Origin of the sequence: Microbacterium sp. A8/3-1 (assembly GCF_040267695.1) — a bacterium.
In the GTDB taxonomy this organism is placed as follows: domain Bacteria; phylum Actinomycetota; class Actinomycetes; order Actinomycetales; family Microbacteriaceae; genus Microbacterium; species Microbacterium luteolum.
Map to the genome: position 1 here is coordinate 1,462,204 of NZ_CP158357.1, position 18,451 is coordinate 1,480,654.

The following is an 18,451-nucleotide window of genomic DNA, read 5'->3' on the forward strand; positions in this document are numbered from 1 at the left end:
AGCGGATGCCGTCAGCCGCCGACCTGCCGGTCGTCCGCGTGCCGGGCGAGCGAGCGGCCATAGCGCTCGGTGAGCTGCACCATCAGGTCGGGGGTGTCGCGGTCGACGCCGAAGACGTGGCCGGGGAAGTCGAGTTCCGGCTGCGCGGCGGTGATCTCGGCCTCCCGGTCGGGTGACAGCAGCTGCACGGGGTCGCCGACCGCCACCCAGCCGATGGGTACGACCGTTCCTGCGGGGAGCACCGCGCGTCGATGCACGATGGCGTTCACGCGCACCTCGCAGCGGTCGCCGACCAGCGCGCCGTTGAAGATGCGGGCGCCCGAGGCGAAGAAGACCTCCTCGCCGACGGTCGCGCCGGCGATGCTGGCCAGCGTGCCGATGAGGGTGTGCGCCCCGATGTGCACCGCATTGGCGGCCGTGGCGCGGATGAGGGCGTTCTCCATCACGATCACGTTCTCGCCGAGGGTGATCGGTCCGCCCTCCGCGGTGATCACGGCGCCGTGCAGCACCTGGCAGTCCGGGCCGATCTCCACGTCGCCCGAGATCACGGCGGTGGGAGCGATGACGGCGGTGTCATGGATCCGGGGCCGAGCCCCGAGGTGCTCGTACAACATGCGGCCAGACTAGTCCTGCTCGGTACGCTCGAGCGATGACTGAGATCGTTCCGTTTCGCGCACTGCCACTGCAGGCGGATGCCGTCAGCTACGCCTACGGCCCCGACTCGAGGCGTGGCGACGACGTACGCGCCGGAACCATCCGCACCTTCGAGATCGTCGACAGCGTGGCGTATCCCGGTACGGTGCGCAAGATCTGGGTGCATGCGCCGCACGGCCACGATGCCGATGCCCCGGCGGCGGTCATGGTCTTCAACGACGGCTGGTGGTACCTGGATCCGGCCGGCGATGTCCGAGCGGGAATCGTGCTGGACAACCTCGCGCATCGCGCCGAGATCCCCTCACTCGTATCCGTCTTCGTCGACCCCGGAGTCTTCCCGGACACCACGAACCCGAAGAACCGCAACGCGGAGTACGACGAGGCAGATGCGCGCTACGCCGGCTTCCTCCTGGACGAGGTGCTACCCCGGGTCGCCGAGACGCACGCGCTGAGGCCCGAGCCGGACCGACGCGGGATCTGCGGAGGGAGTTCCGGTGGGAACGGCGCCCTCACGGCCGCGTGGCAGCGCCCCGACGGCATCCGCCGGGTCATCTCGTTCAACGGGAGCTTCGCGCAGATGCCGGGCGGCAACCCCTACCCCGCGCTCCTCCGCTCCGGCGAGGGCCGCCCGTTGCGGGTCTTTCTGCATGCCGCCCATCGCGACCTCGGCTGGAACGATCGCGATCACAACTGGTTCGCCGAAAACCTCGAGACCGCCGCGGCCCTGACCCGGGCGGGAACCGATGTCCGCCTCGTTGTCGGCGACGGCGGCCACCATCCGAATCACGGCGGCGTCATCCTCCCGGATGCGCTGCGCTGGCTCTGGCGCGATGAGCGTTGACACGGGCTGAGCGACCGATCTACTCTCCCCTGCATGGTCATCGACCGGCTCTTTCCCATCCTCCGCACGCCCGACCTGCCGCAACTCAGCGGGTTCTATGAACAGGCGTTCGGCGCCGAGGTCACCTACCGCTACGACCATGAAGGGGTCGACGTCTACGTGGCCCTGGCGGTGGGCGGCGGGCAGATCGGCATCGGGCTCGAAGCGGACATCGCGCGCGGCGACGCGATCGCCGTCTGGTTCTACACCGACGATGTCGATGCCACCTACGCTGCAGCACTCGCTGCCGGCGCGGCATCCGTCGCTCCGCCCGAGGATCTCCCCTGGGGTGAGCGCGTCGCTCAGGCGCGAGACCCCGACGGCAACCTGCTCTACGTCGCGACGACTACTCGACCTTGACCGGCTCCGGGAATATCGCGGTGAAGAGCTGTCCGACCCACTCGAGCAGCTGCGCATCGGGCAGGGGTTCGAGCCCCACGCCCACGTCGGCCGCCACCATCGGCATCGGCACCACGAGCGCCTCGCCGCCGGAGACGAGCTTCGCCTTCGGGTAGAGCCGTTGCAGCCGCACCTTGATCGAGTCCTCGAGACGTGCCGGGGCGATGCGCAGATTCGACCCCATCACCACGACATCCGTCAGCCCTGCGCGCGCGGCGCGGCGGCGCAGGCGCGAGATCGCCAGCAGTCCCTCGACCTCTTCCGGCGGCGTGCCGTAACGGTCGACGAGCTCCTCGATGACCTGATCGATCGCCTCGTCCTTGGCCGTCGCAGCCGACGCGGCCGAGAGCTTCTGGTACGCCTCGAGACGCAGCCTCTCGCTGTCGATGTAGTACTCGGGGATGCGCGCGTCGAGCGGCAGCTCCAGGCGTAGCTCCTGCCCGCTCTCGACCTCGTCGCCGCGGAACGTCGCCACGGCCTCGCCGATCATGCGGAGATACAGGTCGAAGCCGACGCCGGCGATGTGACCGGCCTGCTCGGCGCCGAGCATGTTGCCCGCGCCGCGCAGCTCGAGATCCTTCAGCGCGACCTGCATGCCCGAACCGAGGTCGTTGTTCACCGCGATGGTCTGCAGGCGGTCGGCGGCGGTCTCGGACAGAGGCTTCATCTCGTCGTAGAGGAAGTAGGCGTAGGCCCGCTCGCGCCCACGACCGACACGTCCGCGCAGTTGGTGCAGCTGGCTGAGGCCGTACTTGTCGGCGCGATCGATGATGATCGTGTTCGCGTTGGAGATGTCGAGCCCGGTCTCGATGATGGTCGTCGAGACGAGCACGTCGAACTTGCGCTCCCAGAAGTCGTCGACGACCTGCTCGAGCTGGTGCTCCCCCATCTGACCGTGCGCGACGGCGATGCGGGCTTCGGGAACAAGTTCGGCGAGCTGAGCGGCGACGCGCTGGATCGACTGCACCCGGTTGTGCACGAAGAAGATCTGACCTTCGCGCAGGATCTCGCGACGGATGGCCGCTGCCATCTGCTTGTCGCTGCGGGGCCCCACGAACGAGAGGATCGGGTGCCGGTCCTCCGGCGGCGTCGCGAGCGTCGACATCTCGCGGATGCCGGTGACCGCCATCTCGAGCGTCCGAGGGATCGGCGTCGCACTCATCGCGAGGATGTCGACGTTCGTCTTCAGCTTCTTGAGCGTGTCCTTGTGCTCGACACCGAACCGCTGCTCCTCGTCGATGATCATCAGGCCGAGGTCTTTGAAGACGATGCCCTCGGTGAGGATGCGGTGCGTGCCGATGACCATGTCGACGGAGCCCTCGAGGAGTCCCTGCAGCGTGAGACGCACCTCTTTGTCGCTCTGGAACCGCGACAGCGCCCGCACCTTGACGGGGAATCCGGCGAAGCGCTCGGTGAACGTCTCCATATGCTGCTTCACGAGCAGCGTCGTCGGCACGAGCATCGCGACCTGCTTGCCGTCCTGGATCGCCTTGAACGCGGCGCGCACGGCGACCTCGGTCTTGCCGAAGCCCACGTCTCCCGAGAGCAGGCGGTCCATCGGGATGGGCCGCTCCATGTCGGCCTTGATCTCGTCGATCGTCTGCAGCTGGTCGGGAGTCTCGGCGAACGGGAACGCCTCTTCGAGCTCGCGCTGCCAGGGGGTGTCCGGTCCGAAGGCGTGCCCCTTCGCGCTCATCCGCGCCGAGTACAGCTTGACGAGCTCGACGGCGATGTCGCGCACCGCCTTGCGAGCCTTGCCCTTGGCCTGCGACCAGTCGCTGCCGCCCATCTTGGAGAGCGTCGGGGCCTCGCCGCCGACGTACTTCGACAGCAGATCGAGCTGGTCCGTCGGCACGTACAGCTTGTCGCCGGGGTAGCCGCGCTTGGACGGCGCGTACTCCAGGACGAGATAGTCGCGGATCGACTTGGTGGCGTTGCGTCCGCCGGTCGACACCTCGCGCTTGGTCATCTCGACAAAGCGGCCGATGCCGTGCGTGGCGTGCACCACGTGGTCGCCGGGCTTGAGCTGCAGCGGGTCGACGACGTTCTTGCGGCGCGAGGCGAGCTTCTTGACGACACGCTGGTCGCCGCCGATCGTGCGGCCGTAGAACTCGTTGTCGGTGAGGACGGCGAGCTTCGCCTCGGAGATCTGGAAGCCCGCCTCGACCGAACCGGTGACGAGTGTCGCGATCCCGGCCTCCGGAGCTTCCGTGAGCGACTCGACGACGCGCGCGGCGATGCCGCGGTCGGCGAGCACGTCGCGCGCCCGATCGACGAGTCCGGAGCCCGCGGAGATGACGACGACCCGCCAGCCGTCCGAGACCTTCGCTTCGACGAACGAGATCGCGCCGTCGACGTTGCCGTGGAACGACGGGATGACGGCGGCATCGAGGTTCGTCGCCTCGGCATCGCCCTCGCCGAGTCCAGCCCCGAACGGGCTCAGCCGCCACCAGACGCCGCCGCGGTCGCGCACGACCTCGCGCAGCTGGGCGATCGTACGGAAGTCGCCGGCTCCGAGATCGATCGGCGCCGAGGCGCCCGACGTGGCCGCGCTCCACGCGGCGTCGAGGAACTCGCGGTTCGTCTCGCCGAGGGTGATGGCGCGCGCGGTGGAGCGCTCGGGGTCGACGACGGCCGTCGCGCTGCCCTCCGGCAGGTACTCGGCCAGCGACTTGAGCGGACCCGACACGGCGGGGAGCAGCGACTCCATGCCCTCGACCGGGATGCCCTCGGCCATCTTCTCGAGCATCCCCGAGATCGCCGGGAACCCGCCGATCAGGGCGCGTGCCCGCTCGCGCACGTCAGGTGTGAGCAGCAGCTCGCGGCTCGGGGGCAGGTCGACACCCGGGATGTCTCCCGGCAGCGAGCGCTGATCGGCGACCGAGAACGCGCGGATCTGATCGATCTCGTCGCCGAAGAACTCGACGCGGTACGGGTGCTCCGACGTGGGAGGGAAGACGTCGAGGATGCCGCCGCGCACGGCGAACTCGCCGCGACGCGAGACCATGTCGACCCGCGAGTAGGCGCGCTCCACGAGCTGCTCGGCCACATGGTCGAGCTCGTTCCCCCGGCTGCCGGTCACGAGCTCGAGCGGCGCGATCTCGCCGAGGTTGCCCGCGATCGGCTGCAGCGCCGCGCGCACCGAGGCGACGACGACGAGCGGATGGTCGCCGGACCACTCGGCGATCCGGCGCAGCGTCTGCAGTCGCTGTCCGACGGTGTCGGGGCTCGGACTCAGCCGCTCGTGCGGGAGGGTCTCCCAGGCGGGGAACGTGAGGATCTCGGCTGTCGGGAGGTAGGCCGCGAGCGCATGCGCGAGGCTCTCGGCGCGGCGGCCGGTCGGCGCGACGGCGAGCAGAGCCGAGGGGTGCCCCGCGGCACCGCGCTTCTCGAGCAGCCCGGCCAGCGCCGGAGCGTCGAGTCCGTCGACCAGGCCGAGGTCGGCGTCGGTGTGCGCCCAGCTGAGGGCGTCACGGTACAGAGACGCCTCTTCCAAGGCGCGCAGAATCCCCGGAACAGTCACCGGACAAGACTAGTCGCGCCCACCGACATGGCGGCGCGCGCACGCTCACTAGGCTGTCGGGATGGAAACGGTCACCCTCACCACCGAACGACTCGTGCTGCGCGCACCGACCGAGGCCGACATCGCCGCGATCGAGGCGGCATGCCAGGACCCCGAGATCCCGCGCTGGACGACGGTGCCGAGTCCGTACACACGTGAGCACGCCGAGGACTTCGTGAAGCTGGTCGACGGATGGTGGGCCGAGGGGAAGGAGACCGTCTGGGCCATCTTCGCCGACGACATCCTCGTGGGCATGATCGGCTTGCACGACATCGAGACCCATCACGCCGGCGCACATGCCGAGATCGGGTTCTGGGTGACGGCATCCGCTCGAGGCCGGGGATACATCGTCGAAGCCGCCCGCGCGGTGATCGACTGGGGCTTCGCCGAGCTGGGACTCGTCCGCATCCGCTGGCAGGCCGTCGCCGGGAACGAGCCCTCTGCGCGGGCCGCCCGAGCCCTCGGGTTCCAGTACGAGGGCCTGCAGCGCCAGGCGCTCACGGGTCCCCGCGGCCGCGACGACGGCTGGATCGCCGGGCTGCTCGTGGACGACGACCGCACCCCGGTGGCGTGGCCCGTGCTCTGAACGCCGGCCCCATCGGCGCGTGACAGTGCTCGCGTGACAGTGTCGGATGCCGATGGCAGGATGACACCATGCCCGAGATGCCGGAGGTCCAGGGACTCACCGCGTTCCTCGGCGAGCGCGCCGTCGGGCGCACGATCACCCGCGCGAGCGTGGCGGCGATCGCCGCGCTGAAGACCTACGATCCCCCGATCTCCGCCCTCCAGGGTGCCGAGGTCACGGCATCCGCTCGGCTCGGCAAGTTCGTCGTGCTGTCCTGCGGCGACGACCTGCACCTCGTGTTCCATCTGGCCAAGGCCGGCTGGCTGCGCTGGTACGAGGCGCTGCCGGCGACGTTGATCAAGCCGGGCAAATCGCCGATCGCGCTGCGCATCGCCTTCGACGACGGCAGCGGGTTCGACCTCACCGAGGCCGGAACCAAGAAGTCTCTCGCGGTCTACGTCGTGCGCGATGTGCAGGAGGTCCCCGGCATCGCGAGGCTCGGCCCCGACCCGCTCGATCCGGGGGTTCACGCGCGATGCATTCGCCGCCCTCCTCGCGGACCGTCGCATGCAGATCAAGGGCCTGCTGCGCGACCAGGCGGTCATCGCCGGCATCGGCAACGCGTACTCCGACGAGATCCTGCACGCCGCGAAGATGTCGCCGTACGCCATCGCAGGGAAGCTCGACGACGCCGAGGTCGATCGGCTGTTCACCGCGATGCAGGAGACCCTGACCGAAGCCGTCGCCGAGGCATCCGGCAAGCCGCCCGCCGACCTCAAGGACGCCAAGCGCCGGGGCATGCAGGTGCACGCCCGACGGGGTGAGACGTGTCCGGTCTGCGGCGACACCGTGCGCAGCGTGTTCTTCGCCGACCGCTCGCTCGAGTACTGCCCGACGTGCCAGACGGGTGGCAAGGTGCTCGCCGATCGCCGTCTCTCGCGGCTGCTCAAGTGACGAGCACGCGCCGCTCGATGACGCGGAATGAAATGTCCTCAGACGCGTTGAGTACACTCAGAGCATCAAACGTGCTCCGGGGTCGGTGAGAATCCGAACCGGCGGTGACAGTCCGCGAGCGTCTCGGTCCATCCGAGATGCCGATCCGGTGGAATTCCGGGACCGACGGTGATGTGAGGGAGACCTCGCTAGTCCGGAAGGGAGGCAGCACGAGGCGCAGCTGTGCGCGCCTTCTGTCTCCCCTCTCCGATCAGGAGAAGCTCCGGAGCCTCACAGGAGGACGACGGATGGCAGTGAACGGGACAGAGCGCGAGGCGATGAGCCGTGCGCTCGAGCTCGCCGCCCGCGGCCCGCGCGGCGTGAACCCGCAGGTCGGTGCACTCATCCTCTCCCCCGACGGCGAGGTGCTCGCAGAGGGCTGGCACCACGGTGCCGGCACGCCGCACGCCGAGGTCGACGCGCTGTCGAAGCTCGCTCCCGGCGCGGCCCGAGGAGCGACCGCGGTCGTGACGCTCGAGCCCTGCAACCACACCGGACGCACCGGCCCCTGCGCCGTGGCGCTCATCGAAGCCGGCGTCTCCCGCGTCGTCTACGCGCTCGACGACCCCGGCGTCGCCTCGGGTGGCGGAGCCGAGCGTCTGCGCGCCGCCGGCGTGAGCGTCGAGTCCGGGGAGCAGGCGGATGCCGCACATGCACTGATCGACGGATGGCTCACCGCTCAGCGTCTGGGCCGCCCGCACATCACGGTGAAGTGGGCGCAGAGCCTCGACGGGCGGGCTGCCGCCGCCGATGGCTCGAGCCAGTGGATCACGGGTCCCGCGGCCAGGGCCGACGTGCACCTCCGTCGCGCGCAGGCCGATGCCATCGCGGTCGGCACCGGCACCGTGCTGGCCGACGACCCGGCGCTCACGGCGCGGCACGGCGATGCGCTGCACCCGAACCAGCCGATCCCCGTGGTCATCGGAACGCGTCCGACGCCGTCGGATGCCGCGGTGCACCGGCATCCGCATCCGCCCCTGTTCTACGACACCCACGATCTGCAGGCCGTCACGGCCGATCTGCACGCCCGAGGGATCCAGAGCGTGTTCGTCGAGGGCGGGCCGACGCTGGCCAGTGCGTTCATCGCCGCCGGTCTCGCCGACCGCGTGCTCGCCTACATCGCTCCCGTCCTGCTCGGCGGCGACCGCCTCGCATTGACCGACATCGGCGTCGCCTCGATCGACCAGGCCCGCCGCCTCACCGTGGCGGAATGGCTCCCCCTCGGTCCCGACCTGCTCGCGATCGCGCGGCCCGCCGACGACCCTCTCTCAGAACGAAGGAATCGACTGATGTTCACCGGAATCATCGAGGAGATCGGCGAGATCACCGCGATCGCGCCCTCAGGCGACGGCTGGCGTCTGACCGTGCGCGCCCCCAAGGCCGCGGCGGATGCCGTGCACGGCGAGTCCATCGCCGTGTCGGGCGTCTGCCTCACCGTCGTGGGATCCACCGCAGACACGTTCGACACCGACGTGATGAAGCAGACCCTCGACGTCGCCGCGATCGGCGGGGCGACCGTCGGCACGCGCGTGAACATCGAGAAGGCCATGCCCGTCGGCGCGCGTCTCGGCGGCCACATCGTGCAGGGCCACGTCGACGGGGTCGGCGAGGTCCTCGAGGTGCGTCCCGGAGCCCAGTGGAGCGTGCTGCGAGTGAGCCTGCCGGACGATCTCGCCCCGCTCGTCGTCGATAAGGGCTCGATCTCCGTCGACGGCACCTCGCTCACGGTGAGCGCGGTCAGCGCCGCCCCTTCGACGAGCTCAGGGACCCAGGGTGACTCAGGGACCCGGGGCGACTCAGGGACCCAGGGTGGCCACTGGTTCGAGATCTCGCTGATCCCGGAGACCCTCGCCGCGACCACTCTCGGCACCCGTGCCGTGGGCGACCGCGTGAACCTCGAGACCGATATCCTCGCCCGCCACGTCGAGCGCCTGCTCGCGTTCCGGCCGACCACCGCCGCTGCACCGGAAGGAGGCTCGCGATGAGCCTTTCCACCATCCCCGAGGCCCTCGAAGCGCTGCGCGCCGGGCGCCCCGTCCTCGTCGCAGACGACGAGAACCGCGAGAACGAGGGCGACGTCATCCTGTCGGCCGAGCTCGCCACCCCCGAGTGGGTCGCCTGGACCGTGCGCTGGTCGTCGGGCTTCATCTGCGCCCCCATGCCCGCCGACCTCGCCGACAGCCTGAACCTGCCGCCGATGGTCGCCGCGAGCGAGGATGCCCGCTCCACCGCGTACACCGTGAGCGTGGATGCCGCGGAGGGCGTCACCACCGGCATCAGCGCACACGACCGCGCCCACACCCTGAACGTGCTGGCGAACCCGGCGTCGACCGCGACGAGCATCATCCGCCCGGGTCATGTCCTGCCGCTCCGGGCCGTCGACGGCGGCGTGCGCGAGCGCAGCGGCCACACCGAAGCGGCCGTCGAACTGATGAAGCTCGCCGGCCTCCAGCCGGTCGGCGGCATCGCCGAGGTCGTGGCCGAGGACGGCAGCATGATGCGCCTCCCCGGACTGCTGGAACTCGGCGCCCGCGACGGCGTCCCCGTGATCACGATCGAGCAGCTGATCGCGCATCTCAACGAGATCGACCCCGAGGGGGCGACGCCGAAAGCTGTTCGTGGTCGCCGTGTGAGCCTGCGCGCCGACGCGACCGTTCCCACGACCCACGGCACGTTCCGCTTCCTCGCCTACAAGGACCGTGTCACCGGCACCGACCACCTCGCGGTCGTCTCCGGCGAGCTCACCGACACCGCCCTCGTGCGCGTGCACTCGGAGTGCCTGACCGGCGAGGCCTTCGGCTCCCTGAAGTGCGAATGCGGACCGCAGCTCGACGCGGCACTCGACGCGATCGAGAAGGAGGGCGGCGTCGTCGTCTACATGCGCGGACACGAAGGACGCGGAATCGGACTCATCAACAAGCTGCGGGCTTACAGCCTCCAGGAGGAGGGCCTCGACACCGTGGACGCCAACCTCGCGCTCGGCCTCCCCGCCGATGCCCGCGAGTACGCGGCGGCGGCCGGCATCCTGAACGACCTCGGGGTCTCGCGCGTGCGCCTGCTCACGAACAACACCGACAAGGTGACGCAGCTGCGCGAGCTCGGACTCGACATCATCGAGCAGGTGCCCCTGATCGTCGGCGTCGGCCCGAACAACCACCAGTACCTGGAGACCAAGCGTGACCGTATGGGTCACATCATCGGCGCGGACGAGCTCGCAGAGGCTCTCGCCCACGGAGAGGACCACGAATGAGCGGCGCAGGAGCACCGAAGACCGACAAGATCGACGGCCGCGGGCTGAACGTCGTGATCATCGCCGGCACCTGGCATGAGGCGATCTCCGACGGCCTGATCGCCGGAGCCGAGCGCGTGCTGGACGAGGCCCAGGCGACGCACCGCGTGGTGCGCGTGCCCGGGTCGTTCGAGCTGGCGATCGCGGCGCAGGCCGCCTTCGCGGGCGGAGCGGATGCGGTCGTCGCTCTCGGCGTCATCATCCGCGGTGGCACACCGCACTTCGAGTACGTGTCGGCGGCGACGACCGACGGCCTCACTCGGGTCTCGCTCGATGCGGGCAAGCCCGTCGGGTTCGGCGTGCTGACCCTCGACGACGAGCAGCAGGGACTCGACCGTGCGGGGCTTGCGGGCTCCAAGGAGGACAAGGGCGCCGAAGCCGCGGATGCCGCGCTGCGGACTGCCCTCCTGGTACGCGAGCTTCGCGGCTGAGGTCAGCCTCGCCTTGCTGGCGGAATATCGGTCGGGATCGCTACGGTGAGCGCATGGAGACCCTGCGCCTGATCGTCGTGCTCGTCCACCTCATCGGCTTCGCCGTGCTCTTCGGCTCCTGGGCCGTGCAGGCATTCGGCGGAGAGCGCAAGATCACCAAGATCATGGACTACGGCCTGGCCATCGCCGGTCTCGCCGGTCTCGCCCTGGCGGCGCCGTGGGGCATCGACTACGACCTCAATTACGTCAAGATCGGCACGAAGCTCGTCATTCTGCTGGTCATCGGCGCGATGCTCGGCATCGGCATGGCGCGTCAGAAGCGAGGGGCGGCCGTGCCGTCGCCAGTGTTCTGGCTCATCGGCATCCTGGCGGTCACGAACGCCGCTCTCGCGCTGCTCTGGCGCTGAGCGACCTCAGCGGACCCGCGGGGTGCCCGTGCTCTCGCGCACGATGAGCTCGGTGCCGACGAGCGGCGTATGCACCCGCTCTTCCCCGTCGAGCTCGGCGAGAAGGGCATCGACCGCAAGCGCGCCGACACGTTCCGGATGCTGCTGAACGGTCGTGAGCGGTGGCCACAGCTGCGCGGCATCCGGCAGTCCGTCGAAACCGACGATGCTGACATCGCCCGGCACCTCGCGACCCACCTCGCGGAACGCGCGCAGCACGCCGATCGCCATCTGGTCGTTCGCGGCGAACACCGCCGTCACATCGTCGATCTCGCGCAGACGGAGGCCAGCCTCATAGCCGGATGCGGCAGACCAGTCGCCCTGCAGCACCTCGGGGATGGCGCGGTCGCGCGCGTCGAGGGTCGCCCGCCAGGCCTCACGACGTCGCTCCGCGGAATAGGACTTCGCCGGCCCGGCGACATGCCAGACCGTGTCGTGTCCGAGATCGAGCAGATGCTCGGTCGCGAGCCGCGCTCCCTGAGCCTGGTCGGTGTCGACGAACGGATGCAGGTCGCCGCGGTTCGAGTCCACGAACACGACCGGCAGCGCGGCGGGGATCTCGATGTCGGCCTCATCGAGCTGATGAGCCTCGATCACGATGATGATGCCGTCGACCGCATGCTCCTCGAGTCGGCGGAAGGCGCCTTCGACCGTCTCCCCCGCGCTCGATTCGACAGGGATGAGGGTGAGGGCGTAGCCGAGCTGCGCGGCGCGCACGGCGATCGCGTCGAGCGTGCGCTGGTTGCCGTACGAGCTGAACGAGAACATCACCACGCCGATGGTGCGGAAGCGACCGGATCGCAGGGCGCGGGCGGCGCTGTTCGGTCGGTAGCCGAGGCTCTGCATGGCCGCTTCGACGCGTTCTCTCGTGGCGGCGCCGACGTATCCGCGGGCGTTCACCACGCGCGAGACGGTCTGACCGGAGACCCCGGCCTCCCGTGCCACGTCCTCCATCGACGGCTCGCGACGACGCTGCGAGGGCTCTGCCAGATGCTCCGAGGACACGATCAACCATCCATTCATATGTTGACGTTGACACACTAGCAGTCGATCGCATATGTTGACGTAGACACATGGCGCATCGAGCGCACTTACTCGAAGAAGGTCTCGTCGATGACGACTGAAAACCCCGCAGCACTCGGAGCCCTCGGCATCCGACGCCGCGACAAGCGCGACTGGAAGGGATGGGCCTTCGTCGGCCCGTTCATGGTCGTGTTCGCCCTGGTGTTCCTGACACCGCTCGCCTACGCGCTCTACCTGAGCTTCTTCCAGGAGAAGCTCATCGGCGGCACCGCGTTCGTCGGCCTCGACAACTACGTCCGCGCGCTGAGCGACCCGCAGTTCTGGGAGGCGTTCGGCCGCGTGCTGATCTTCCTCGTCGTGCAGGTGCCGATCATGCTGATCCTCGCCCTCGGCGCGGCACTCGCCCTCGACAGCGCCCGACTGCGCGGAGCATCCTTCTTCCGCATCATCATCTTCCTGCCGTACGCCGTGCCCGCCGTCGTCGCCGTTCTCATGTGGGGCTACATCTACGGCGACCAGTTCGGTCTCGCGAGCAACGTCAACGACTTCCTCGGCATCGACGCGGTCACCCCCTTCGCGAAGGAATGGATGCTGGTCTCGATCGGCAACATCGTGACGTGGGAGTTCGTCGGCTACAACATGCTGATCTTCTACTCCTCGCTCAAGACGATCCCCACCGACATGTACGAGGCCGCCTCGCTCGACGGTGCAGGCGCCTGGCGCACGATCTTCTCGATCAAGATCCCCTCCGTCCGCGGAGCCCTCGTCATCGCGACGATCTTCTCGATCATCGGCAGCTTCCAGCTGTTCAACGAGCCCAACATCCTCCGCCCGCTGGCACCCAACGTGATCACGACGTTCTTCACGCCGAACATGTACGCGTACAACCTGTCGTTCGCGGGCCAGCAGTTCAACTACGCCGCGACGATCGCCATCATCATGGGCGTCATCACCGCGGTCATCGCCTACGTCGTGCAGCTGCGCGGCTCGAAGTCTGAGGTGCGCTGACATGGCACTCCCCCTCGCCCGCACCTCGCGCAAGCGCCACGACCCGATGAACCCGCGCAAGTCCAACACGCTGCTGATCGTCATGGTCGTCTACGCGCTGTACACGCTCGTTCCCCTGGTGTGGCTGCTCTTCAGCTCGACCAAGACCCAGTCGGGACTGTTCAGCTCGTTCGGCCTCTGGTTCGCCGACGACTTCGCGTTCTTCGACAACCTCGCAGCCACGTTCTCGTATCGCGACGGCATCTTCCTGCGCTGGCTGGGCAACACGCTGCTCTACGTCGTGGTGGGCGCCGGCGGTGCGACGCTGCTGGCCACCATGGCGGGCTACGGTCTGGCGAAGTACCGCTTCCCCGGCCGCCGCGCGGTGTTCGCCGTCGTGCTCGGAGCGGTCGCGGTGCCCGGCACGGCGCTCGCGGTCCCGACGTTCCTGCTCTTCAGCGAACTGGGACTGACGAACACGCCGTGGGCGGTCATCATCCCGTCGTTGATCAGTCCGTTCGGGCTGTACCTCATCTGGGTGTTCGCCACCGAGTCGGTGCCGACCGAGCTGCTCGAGGCGGCGCGCATCGACGGTGCAGGAGAGTTCCGCACGTTCTTCACGATCTCGATGCGGCTGCTCGCTCCGGGCATCGTGACCGTCGCGCTCTTCACTGTCGTTGCCACCTGGAACAACTACTTCCTGCCGCTGATCATGCTGTCGGACCCCGCCTGGTACCCGCTCACCGTGGGCCTGAACCAGTGGAGTTCGCAGGCGATCGGTGCCGGATCCCAGCCCATCTACAACCTCGTGATCATGGGCTCGCTCCTCACGATCATCCCGATCGTCATCGCCTTCCTGCTGCTGCAGCGTTTCTGGCAGTCAGGTCTCACCGCGGGAAGCGTCAAGCAGTAGCCTCCCGTACCCCTGCATCACCCCCGCGCTCCGATGCCGGATCGCACCCCCCGAAAGGACACAGCAATGAAGCACCTTCCCTCACCGACGCGGCGCACCCTCGCAGTGCTCGCGGCAGGAACCGTGGCAGCGCTGGCGCTGGCCGGCTGCAGCACCGGCGGCAGCGGAGACGCCGGCGGCGGCTCCGGCACCGGCTCGTTCGACTCCGTGGAGGCGGCCCTTGAGAAGGGCGGCGAGATCACGTACTGGTCGTGGACCCCGTCCGCCGAGGACCAGGTCGCAGCGTTCGAGAAGGAGTACCCGAACGTCAAGGTCAACCTCGTCAACGCGGGCACCAACAACGAGGAGTACACCAAGCTGCAGAACGCCATCAAGGCGGGCTCCGGCGCTCCGGACGTCGTGCAGGTCGAGTACTACGCTCTGCCGCAGTTCGCCCTGACCGACGCTTTCGTCGACCTCTCCCAGTACGGCTTCGCCGACTTCGAGGACGACTACACCGCCTCGACCTGGAACTCCGTGACCGACGGCGACGCGATCTACGGCCTCCCCCAGGACTCCGGCCCCATGGCGCTCTTCTACAACAAGGCCGTCTTCGACGCGGCCGGCATCGCCGTGCCGACCACGTGGGACGAGTACTACGAGGCCGCCAAGGCGATCCACGCGGCGAACCCCGACGCGTACATCACCAACGACACCGGTGACGCGGGCTTCGCGACGTCGATGATCTGGCAGGCGGGCGGCAAGCCGTTCGCGACCTCGGGAACCGACGTCACCCTCGACCTGCAGGACGAGGGCTCCAAGAAGTGGACCGAGAACTGGAACCGCCTCGTCGAGGAGGACCTCGTCGCGCCGACCAGCAGCTGGAGCGACGAGTGGTTCCGCGCCCTCGGCGACGGCAGCATCGCCACGCTCGTGATCGGCGCCTGGATGCCGGGCAACCTGATCTCGGGAGCTCCCGACGGCGCCGGCGACTGGCGCGTCGCGCCGATGCCCACCTACGACGGCAAGGCGGCGAGCGCGGAGAACGGCGGCGGCGGCCAGGCAGTGACGAAGCAGAGCAAGAACCCGGAACTCGCTGCGGGCTTCCTGTGGTGGCTGAACAACTCCGAGGAGAGCATCTCGATCTTCCTCGAGTCGGGCGGCTTCCCGTCGACGACCGCTGAGCTGTCGAGCGAGGACTTCCTGTCCGACGCGCCGGAGTACTTCGGTGGCCAGAAGATCAACGAGGTCCTGGCGGCTGCCGCCGATGACGTGGTCGAGGGCTGGAGCTACCTGCCTTACCAGGTCTACGCGAACAGCATCTTCGGCGACACCGTCGGGCAGTCGTACCAGAACAGCAGCGACCTGAACGAGGGCCTCACCGCCTGGCAGGACGCGCTGGTCGAGTACGGCAACGACCAGGGCTTCGCCGTCAACAAGTAATGCCATCGGCCGCGCTGGGGGCCCCGGGTCCTTCGACAGGCTCAGGGACCGAGGAGTCCCCAGCGCGGCCCGATCCTCCACCGAAAGCACTGCGAAAAACGTGACCTCCTTCTCCATCGGCGACGCCGACTTCCTCCGCGACGGACAGCCGCACCAGGTGATCGCGGGCGCCATCCACTACTTCCGGGTGCACCCGGACCAGTGGCAGGACCGCATCCACAAGGCGCGGCTCATGGGCCTGAACACCATCGAGACCTATGTCGCCTGGAACGCGCACGAGCCGCGGCGCGGCGAGTGGGACGCGAGCGGATGGAACGACCTCGGTCGATTCCTCGACCTGGTGCACGCGGAGGGGATGGACGCGATCGTCCGGCCCGGACCGTACATCTGCGCCGAATGGCACAACGGCGGTCTCCCCGTCTGGCTCACCGGCGGAGAGCGCGAGCTGCGCTCCTCGGAGCCGGCGTTCCTGGCGGACGTGAGCGCCTACCTGCGTCGGGTCTACGAGATCGTCGCGCCGCGGCAGATCGACCGCGGCGGGCCCGTCGTGCTCGTCCAGATCGAGAACGAGTACGGTGCGTACGGCGCCGACAAGGCGTACCTCGAGGCACTGGTCGCCGTCACCCGTGATGCGGGCATCACCGTGCCGCTCACCACGGTCGATCAGCCCGTCGATCAGATGCTGGCGGACGGGAGCCTCCCCGAGCTCCACAAGACCGGCTCCTTCGGCTCGCGCAGCGCCGAGCGACTGGCGACGCTCCGGAAGCACCAGCCCACCGGACCTCTGATGTGCTCGGAGTTCTGGGACGGGTGGTTTGACTGGTGGGGCGGCGTGCACCACACGACCGACGTCGCCGCCGCCGCTGCCGACCTCGACGTGCTGCTCGCCGCCGGTGCCTCCGTGAACATCTATATGTTCCACGGCGGCACGAACTTCGGGCTCACCAACGGCGCGAACGACAAGGGCCGCTACCTGCCGCTGGTGACCTCCTACGACTACGACGCTCCGCTCGACGAGGCCGGCGACCCCACGGAGAAGTTCTTCGCCTTCCGCGAGGTGATCGCGAGATACGCCCCGGTCCCCGAGGAGTTTCCGACCCGGACCGCCGCGGCGCCGGCCTTCGACGTCGCGCTCGCTCCCCTGGGCACGTGGACGGATGCCGCGGCATCCGGTCCCGTCACCGACCGGCCGCAGACGTTCGACGACCTCTCGCACCTCAGCGCCCTCGTGCGCTACGACGTCGAGCTGCATGGCGCGGGCGGTCTGCTCGCCGTCGACGACGTCCGCGACCTCGCGTGGGTGAGCGTCGACGGGCAGCCGGTCGGCACCGCCTCCCGGACGCGCCACGACCGCACCGTCCGGATCCCGGCCGGTGGCCTGCTCAGCATCCTCGTCGAAGACCAGGGTCGCGTGAACTACGACCATCGACTCGGCGAGGAGAAGGGGCTGCTCGGCGCGGTGACGCTCGACGGAGTGCCTCTGACCGGATGGCGCTCGACGCCGCTCGACGTCGCGGCCATCGCCGCGGAGCTCGGCGAACGATCGGGCGCCGACACCGCAGACGGACCGCGGGCGTGGGCCGGAGATTTCTCCCTTGAGGAGCCGAGCGACCTGTTCGTCGACACGTCGGAGTGGAGCAAGGGCTACGCGTTCGTCAACGGATTCTTCCTCGGCCGCTACTGGCGCAACGGGCCGCAGCGCACGCTGTACGTCCCCGCGCCTGCGACCCGCGCGGGTGCGAACCGTCTCGTCGTGCTCGAGCTGGAGAACCTCGTGGCACCGCGGGCGGCGTTCGTCAGCGCGCTGTCCCTCGGCGACACGGAGGAGTGACGGCGGCGTTCAGTCGCGGTACGTGTGCCAGAGCCCGGCGGACAACCGCTCGGCATCATCATCGTGGATGCGCTGCCAGTTCCGACCATTACGGGCGAAGGTGGCCCGCACACCGGCCGGCACCTCCGCCTGGTCGATCGGTTCAGCGAGCCACTCGCAGCGGCGGATGTGTACGAGGTCCGCGGCGGTGGCGTCCTCTCCGGGGTCATACTCCCAGGGGCCGGCAATGCGTCCGAGATAGGTCAGGCCGTCGACATCCCTCGTCCACACGAACGCACCGATGGGCGCCTTCGCGAACCGTTCGATACGCCATGCCAACCGGATGCCGGACTGCGCGTCCGCGGTGACCAACGCCTCGGCCAGTGAGTCTGGAGCCGGCTCCAGCCTGCCGCCGATGCCGCATATGCCGAGCTCGAGCGCCCGCTCCGGCCCCACGCCGCGGGGTACCGCATCGTCGCGCGAGCGCATCGGCGCGCGATAGACCGGCATCTCGCTCATCGAACCGGCACCAGCGTCGCCTCGATCGACGCACCATCGATCGCGACCCACATCATGGTGCAGACCGGCTGACGGCGGCGATCCGTGGGAGATCCGGGGTTCAGCAGCCGCATGCTCGCGCGCGACACGGTGTCCCAGGGGATGTGCGAGTGCCCGAAGACGAGCAGATCGACGCCGGCGAAGGCGGCGTCCATCCGCTCCTCCCTACCGGTGGCCGCACCGGTCTCGTGGATGACCGCGACGTCGACGTTCTCGACCGTGAACCGGGCGATCTCCGGCAGCCGTGCCCGCAGCTCGGGGCCGTCGTTGTTGCCGTAGACCCCGTGGAACGAGCGAGCCCGCGATTCGAGCAGGTCGAGCGTCGGCACGTCGACCCAGTCCCCCGCATGCACCACGATGTCGGCCTCGTCGACCGCCCGCAGGACGACGTCGGGCAATCGTCTCGCCCGCTTCGGCACGTGCGTGTCGGCGAGCAGCAGCATCCGCGTCGTCATCCTCGACACGCTAGCGGAGCATCGCACACAGCCAACACTCAGGAAGGCGTAAACTCGCCCGAGT

At 69.0% G+C, this 18,451-nt stretch carries 15 protein-coding genes, 3 pseudogenes and 1 riboswitch; of the genes and pseudogenes, 13 read left to right on the forward strand and 5 right to left on the reverse strand.

Going from position 1 to position 18,451, the window contains the following annotated elements; all coding sequences use genetic code 11:
- Positions 1 to 11 precede the first annotated feature (11 nt).
- Positions 12 to 614, reverse strand: coding sequence for a gamma carbonic anhydrase family protein (locus ABS642_RS07325; protein ID WP_350352794.1), 603 nt, complete (start codon positions 612 to 614; stop codon positions 12 to 14).
- Positions 615 to 649: 35 nt separating this feature from the next.
- Between ABS642_RS07325 and ABS642_RS07330 the strand changes: the two genes are divergently transcribed.
- The gene (locus ABS642_RS07330; RefSeq protein WP_350352795.1) at positions 650 to 1,495 is read left to right on the forward strand and encodes an alpha/beta hydrolase-fold protein; all 846 of its coding nucleotides are present in this window, start codon (positions 650 to 652) and stop codon (positions 1,493 to 1,495) included.
- 33 nt (positions 1,496 to 1,528) lie between these two features.
- Positions 1,529 to 1,894: a VOC family protein gene (locus ABS642_RS07335; RefSeq protein ID WP_350352796.1), complete on the forward strand. Its 366-nt coding sequence runs from the start codon at positions 1,529 to 1,531 to the stop codon at positions 1,892 to 1,894.
- Here the strand turns inward: ABS642_RS07335 and mfd are convergent.
- The gene (mfd, locus tag ABS642_RS07340; protein ID WP_350352797.1) at positions 1,881 to 5,456 is read right to left on the reverse strand and encodes a transcription-repair coupling factor; all 3,576 of its coding nucleotides are present in this window, start codon (positions 5,454 to 5,456) and stop codon (positions 1,881 to 1,883) included. The genes ABS642_RS07335 and mfd overlap by 14 nt on opposite strands.
- Positions 5,457 to 5,517: 61 nt before the next feature.
- On the opposite strand from mfd, the gene ABS642_RS07345 reads away from it, so the two are divergent.
- The 7 genes and pseudogenes from ABS642_RS07345 to ABS642_RS07375 all read left to right on the forward strand — a co-directional run bounded on the left by ABS642_RS07345 (position 5,518) and on the right by ABS642_RS07375 (position 11,180).
- Positions 5,518 to 6,081: a GNAT family N-acetyltransferase gene (locus ABS642_RS07345; protein WP_350352798.1), complete on the forward strand. Its 564-nt coding sequence runs from the start codon at positions 5,518 to 5,520 to the stop codon at positions 6,079 to 6,081.
- 68 nt (positions 6,082 to 6,149) lie between these two features.
- A pseudogene (locus tag ABS642_RS07350) lies at positions 6,150 to 7,014 on the forward strand (DNA-formamidopyrimidine glycosylase family protein).
- A gap of 67 nt (positions 7,015 to 7,081) precedes the next feature.
- A riboswitch (FMN riboswitch) is annotated at positions 7,082 to 7,229 on the forward strand.
- A gap of 72 nt (positions 7,230 to 7,301) precedes the next feature.
- Positions 7,302 to 8,306: pseudogene (ribD, locus tag ABS642_RS07355) on the forward strand (bifunctional diaminohydroxyphosphoribosylaminopyrimidine deaminase/5-amino-6-(5-phosphoribosylamino)uracil reductase RibD); the annotation flags it as partial.
- A gap of 96 nt (positions 8,307 to 8,402) precedes the next feature.
- Positions 8,403 to 9,038: pseudogene (locus tag ABS642_RS07360) on the forward strand (riboflavin synthase); the annotation flags it as partial.
- Positions 9,035 to 10,303, forward strand: coding sequence for a GTP cyclohydrolase II (gene ribA / locus ABS642_RS07365; RefSeq protein ID WP_282214043.1), 1,269 nt, complete (start codon positions 9,035 to 9,037; stop codon positions 10,301 to 10,303). The pseudogene ABS642_RS07360 and the gene ribA, both read left to right, overlap by 4 nt.
- Positions 10,300 to 10,773, forward strand: coding sequence for a 6,7-dimethyl-8-ribityllumazine synthase (ribH, locus tag ABS642_RS07370; RefSeq protein WP_350352799.1), 474 nt, complete (start codon positions 10,300 to 10,302; stop codon positions 10,771 to 10,773). The genes ribA and ribH overlap by 4 nt, the downstream gene beginning before the upstream one ends.
- 53 nt (positions 10,774 to 10,826) lie before the next feature.
- A complete protein-coding gene (locus ABS642_RS07375) occupies positions 10,827 to 11,180 on the forward strand; it encodes a Fe-S protein (protein ID WP_350352800.1) in 354 nt (117 codons plus the stop codon).
- 6 nt (positions 11,181 to 11,186) lie between these two features.
- On the opposite strand, the gene ABS642_RS07380 is transcribed toward ABS642_RS07375, so the two are convergent.
- Positions 11,187 to 12,173 carry a LacI family DNA-binding transcriptional regulator gene (locus tag ABS642_RS07380; protein ID WP_350353414.1) on the reverse strand — a complete coding sequence of 329 codons (987 nt, stop codon included), beginning with the start codon at positions 12,171 to 12,173 and terminating at the stop codon, positions 11,187 to 11,189.
- A gap of 159 nt (positions 12,174 to 12,332) precedes the next feature.
- Here ABS642_RS07380 and ABS642_RS07385 point away from each other — a divergent pair, with 159 nt between their 5' ends.
- From ABS642_RS07385 to ABS642_RS07400, 4 genes are all read left to right on the forward strand, one after another.
- Complete coding sequence (locus ABS642_RS07385; protein ID WP_282214046.1) at positions 12,333 to 13,250, forward strand: sugar ABC transporter permease; 918 nt, start codon at positions 12,333 to 12,335, stop codon at positions 13,248 to 13,250.
- 46 nt (positions 13,251 to 13,296) lie between these two features.
- Positions 13,297 to 14,142: a carbohydrate ABC transporter permease gene (locus tag ABS642_RS07390; RefSeq protein WP_282217513.1), complete on the forward strand. Its 846-nt coding sequence runs from the start codon at positions 13,297 to 13,299 to the stop codon at positions 14,140 to 14,142.
- 66 nt (positions 14,143 to 14,208) lie between these two features.
- The gene (locus ABS642_RS07395; RefSeq protein WP_350352801.1) at positions 14,209 to 15,564 is read left to right on the forward strand and encodes a sugar ABC transporter substrate-binding protein; all 1,356 of its coding nucleotides are present in this window, start codon (positions 14,209 to 14,211) and stop codon (positions 15,562 to 15,564) included.
- A 100-nt stretch (positions 15,565 to 15,664) separates the two neighbouring features.
- A complete protein-coding gene (locus ABS642_RS07400) occupies positions 15,665 to 17,395 on the forward strand; it encodes a beta-galactosidase family protein (RefSeq protein WP_350352802.1) in 1,731 nt (576 codons plus the stop codon).
- Between the two features lie 9 nt (positions 17,396 to 17,404).
- Here the strand turns inward: ABS642_RS07400 and ABS642_RS07405 are convergent, their stop codons facing one another.
- Positions 17,405 to 17,893, reverse strand: a complete 489-nt coding sequence (locus ABS642_RS07405; RefSeq protein WP_350352803.1) for a GAF domain-containing protein — start codon at positions 17,891 to 17,893, stop codon at positions 17,405 to 17,407.
- On the reverse strand, positions 17,890 to 18,387 hold the full coding sequence (locus ABS642_RS07410; protein WP_350352804.1) for a YfcE family phosphodiesterase: 498 nt from the start codon (positions 18,385 to 18,387) through the stop codon (positions 17,890 to 17,892). The genes ABS642_RS07405 and ABS642_RS07410 overlap by 4 nt, the downstream gene beginning before the upstream one ends.
- Positions 18,388 to 18,451 lie beyond the last annotated feature (64 nt).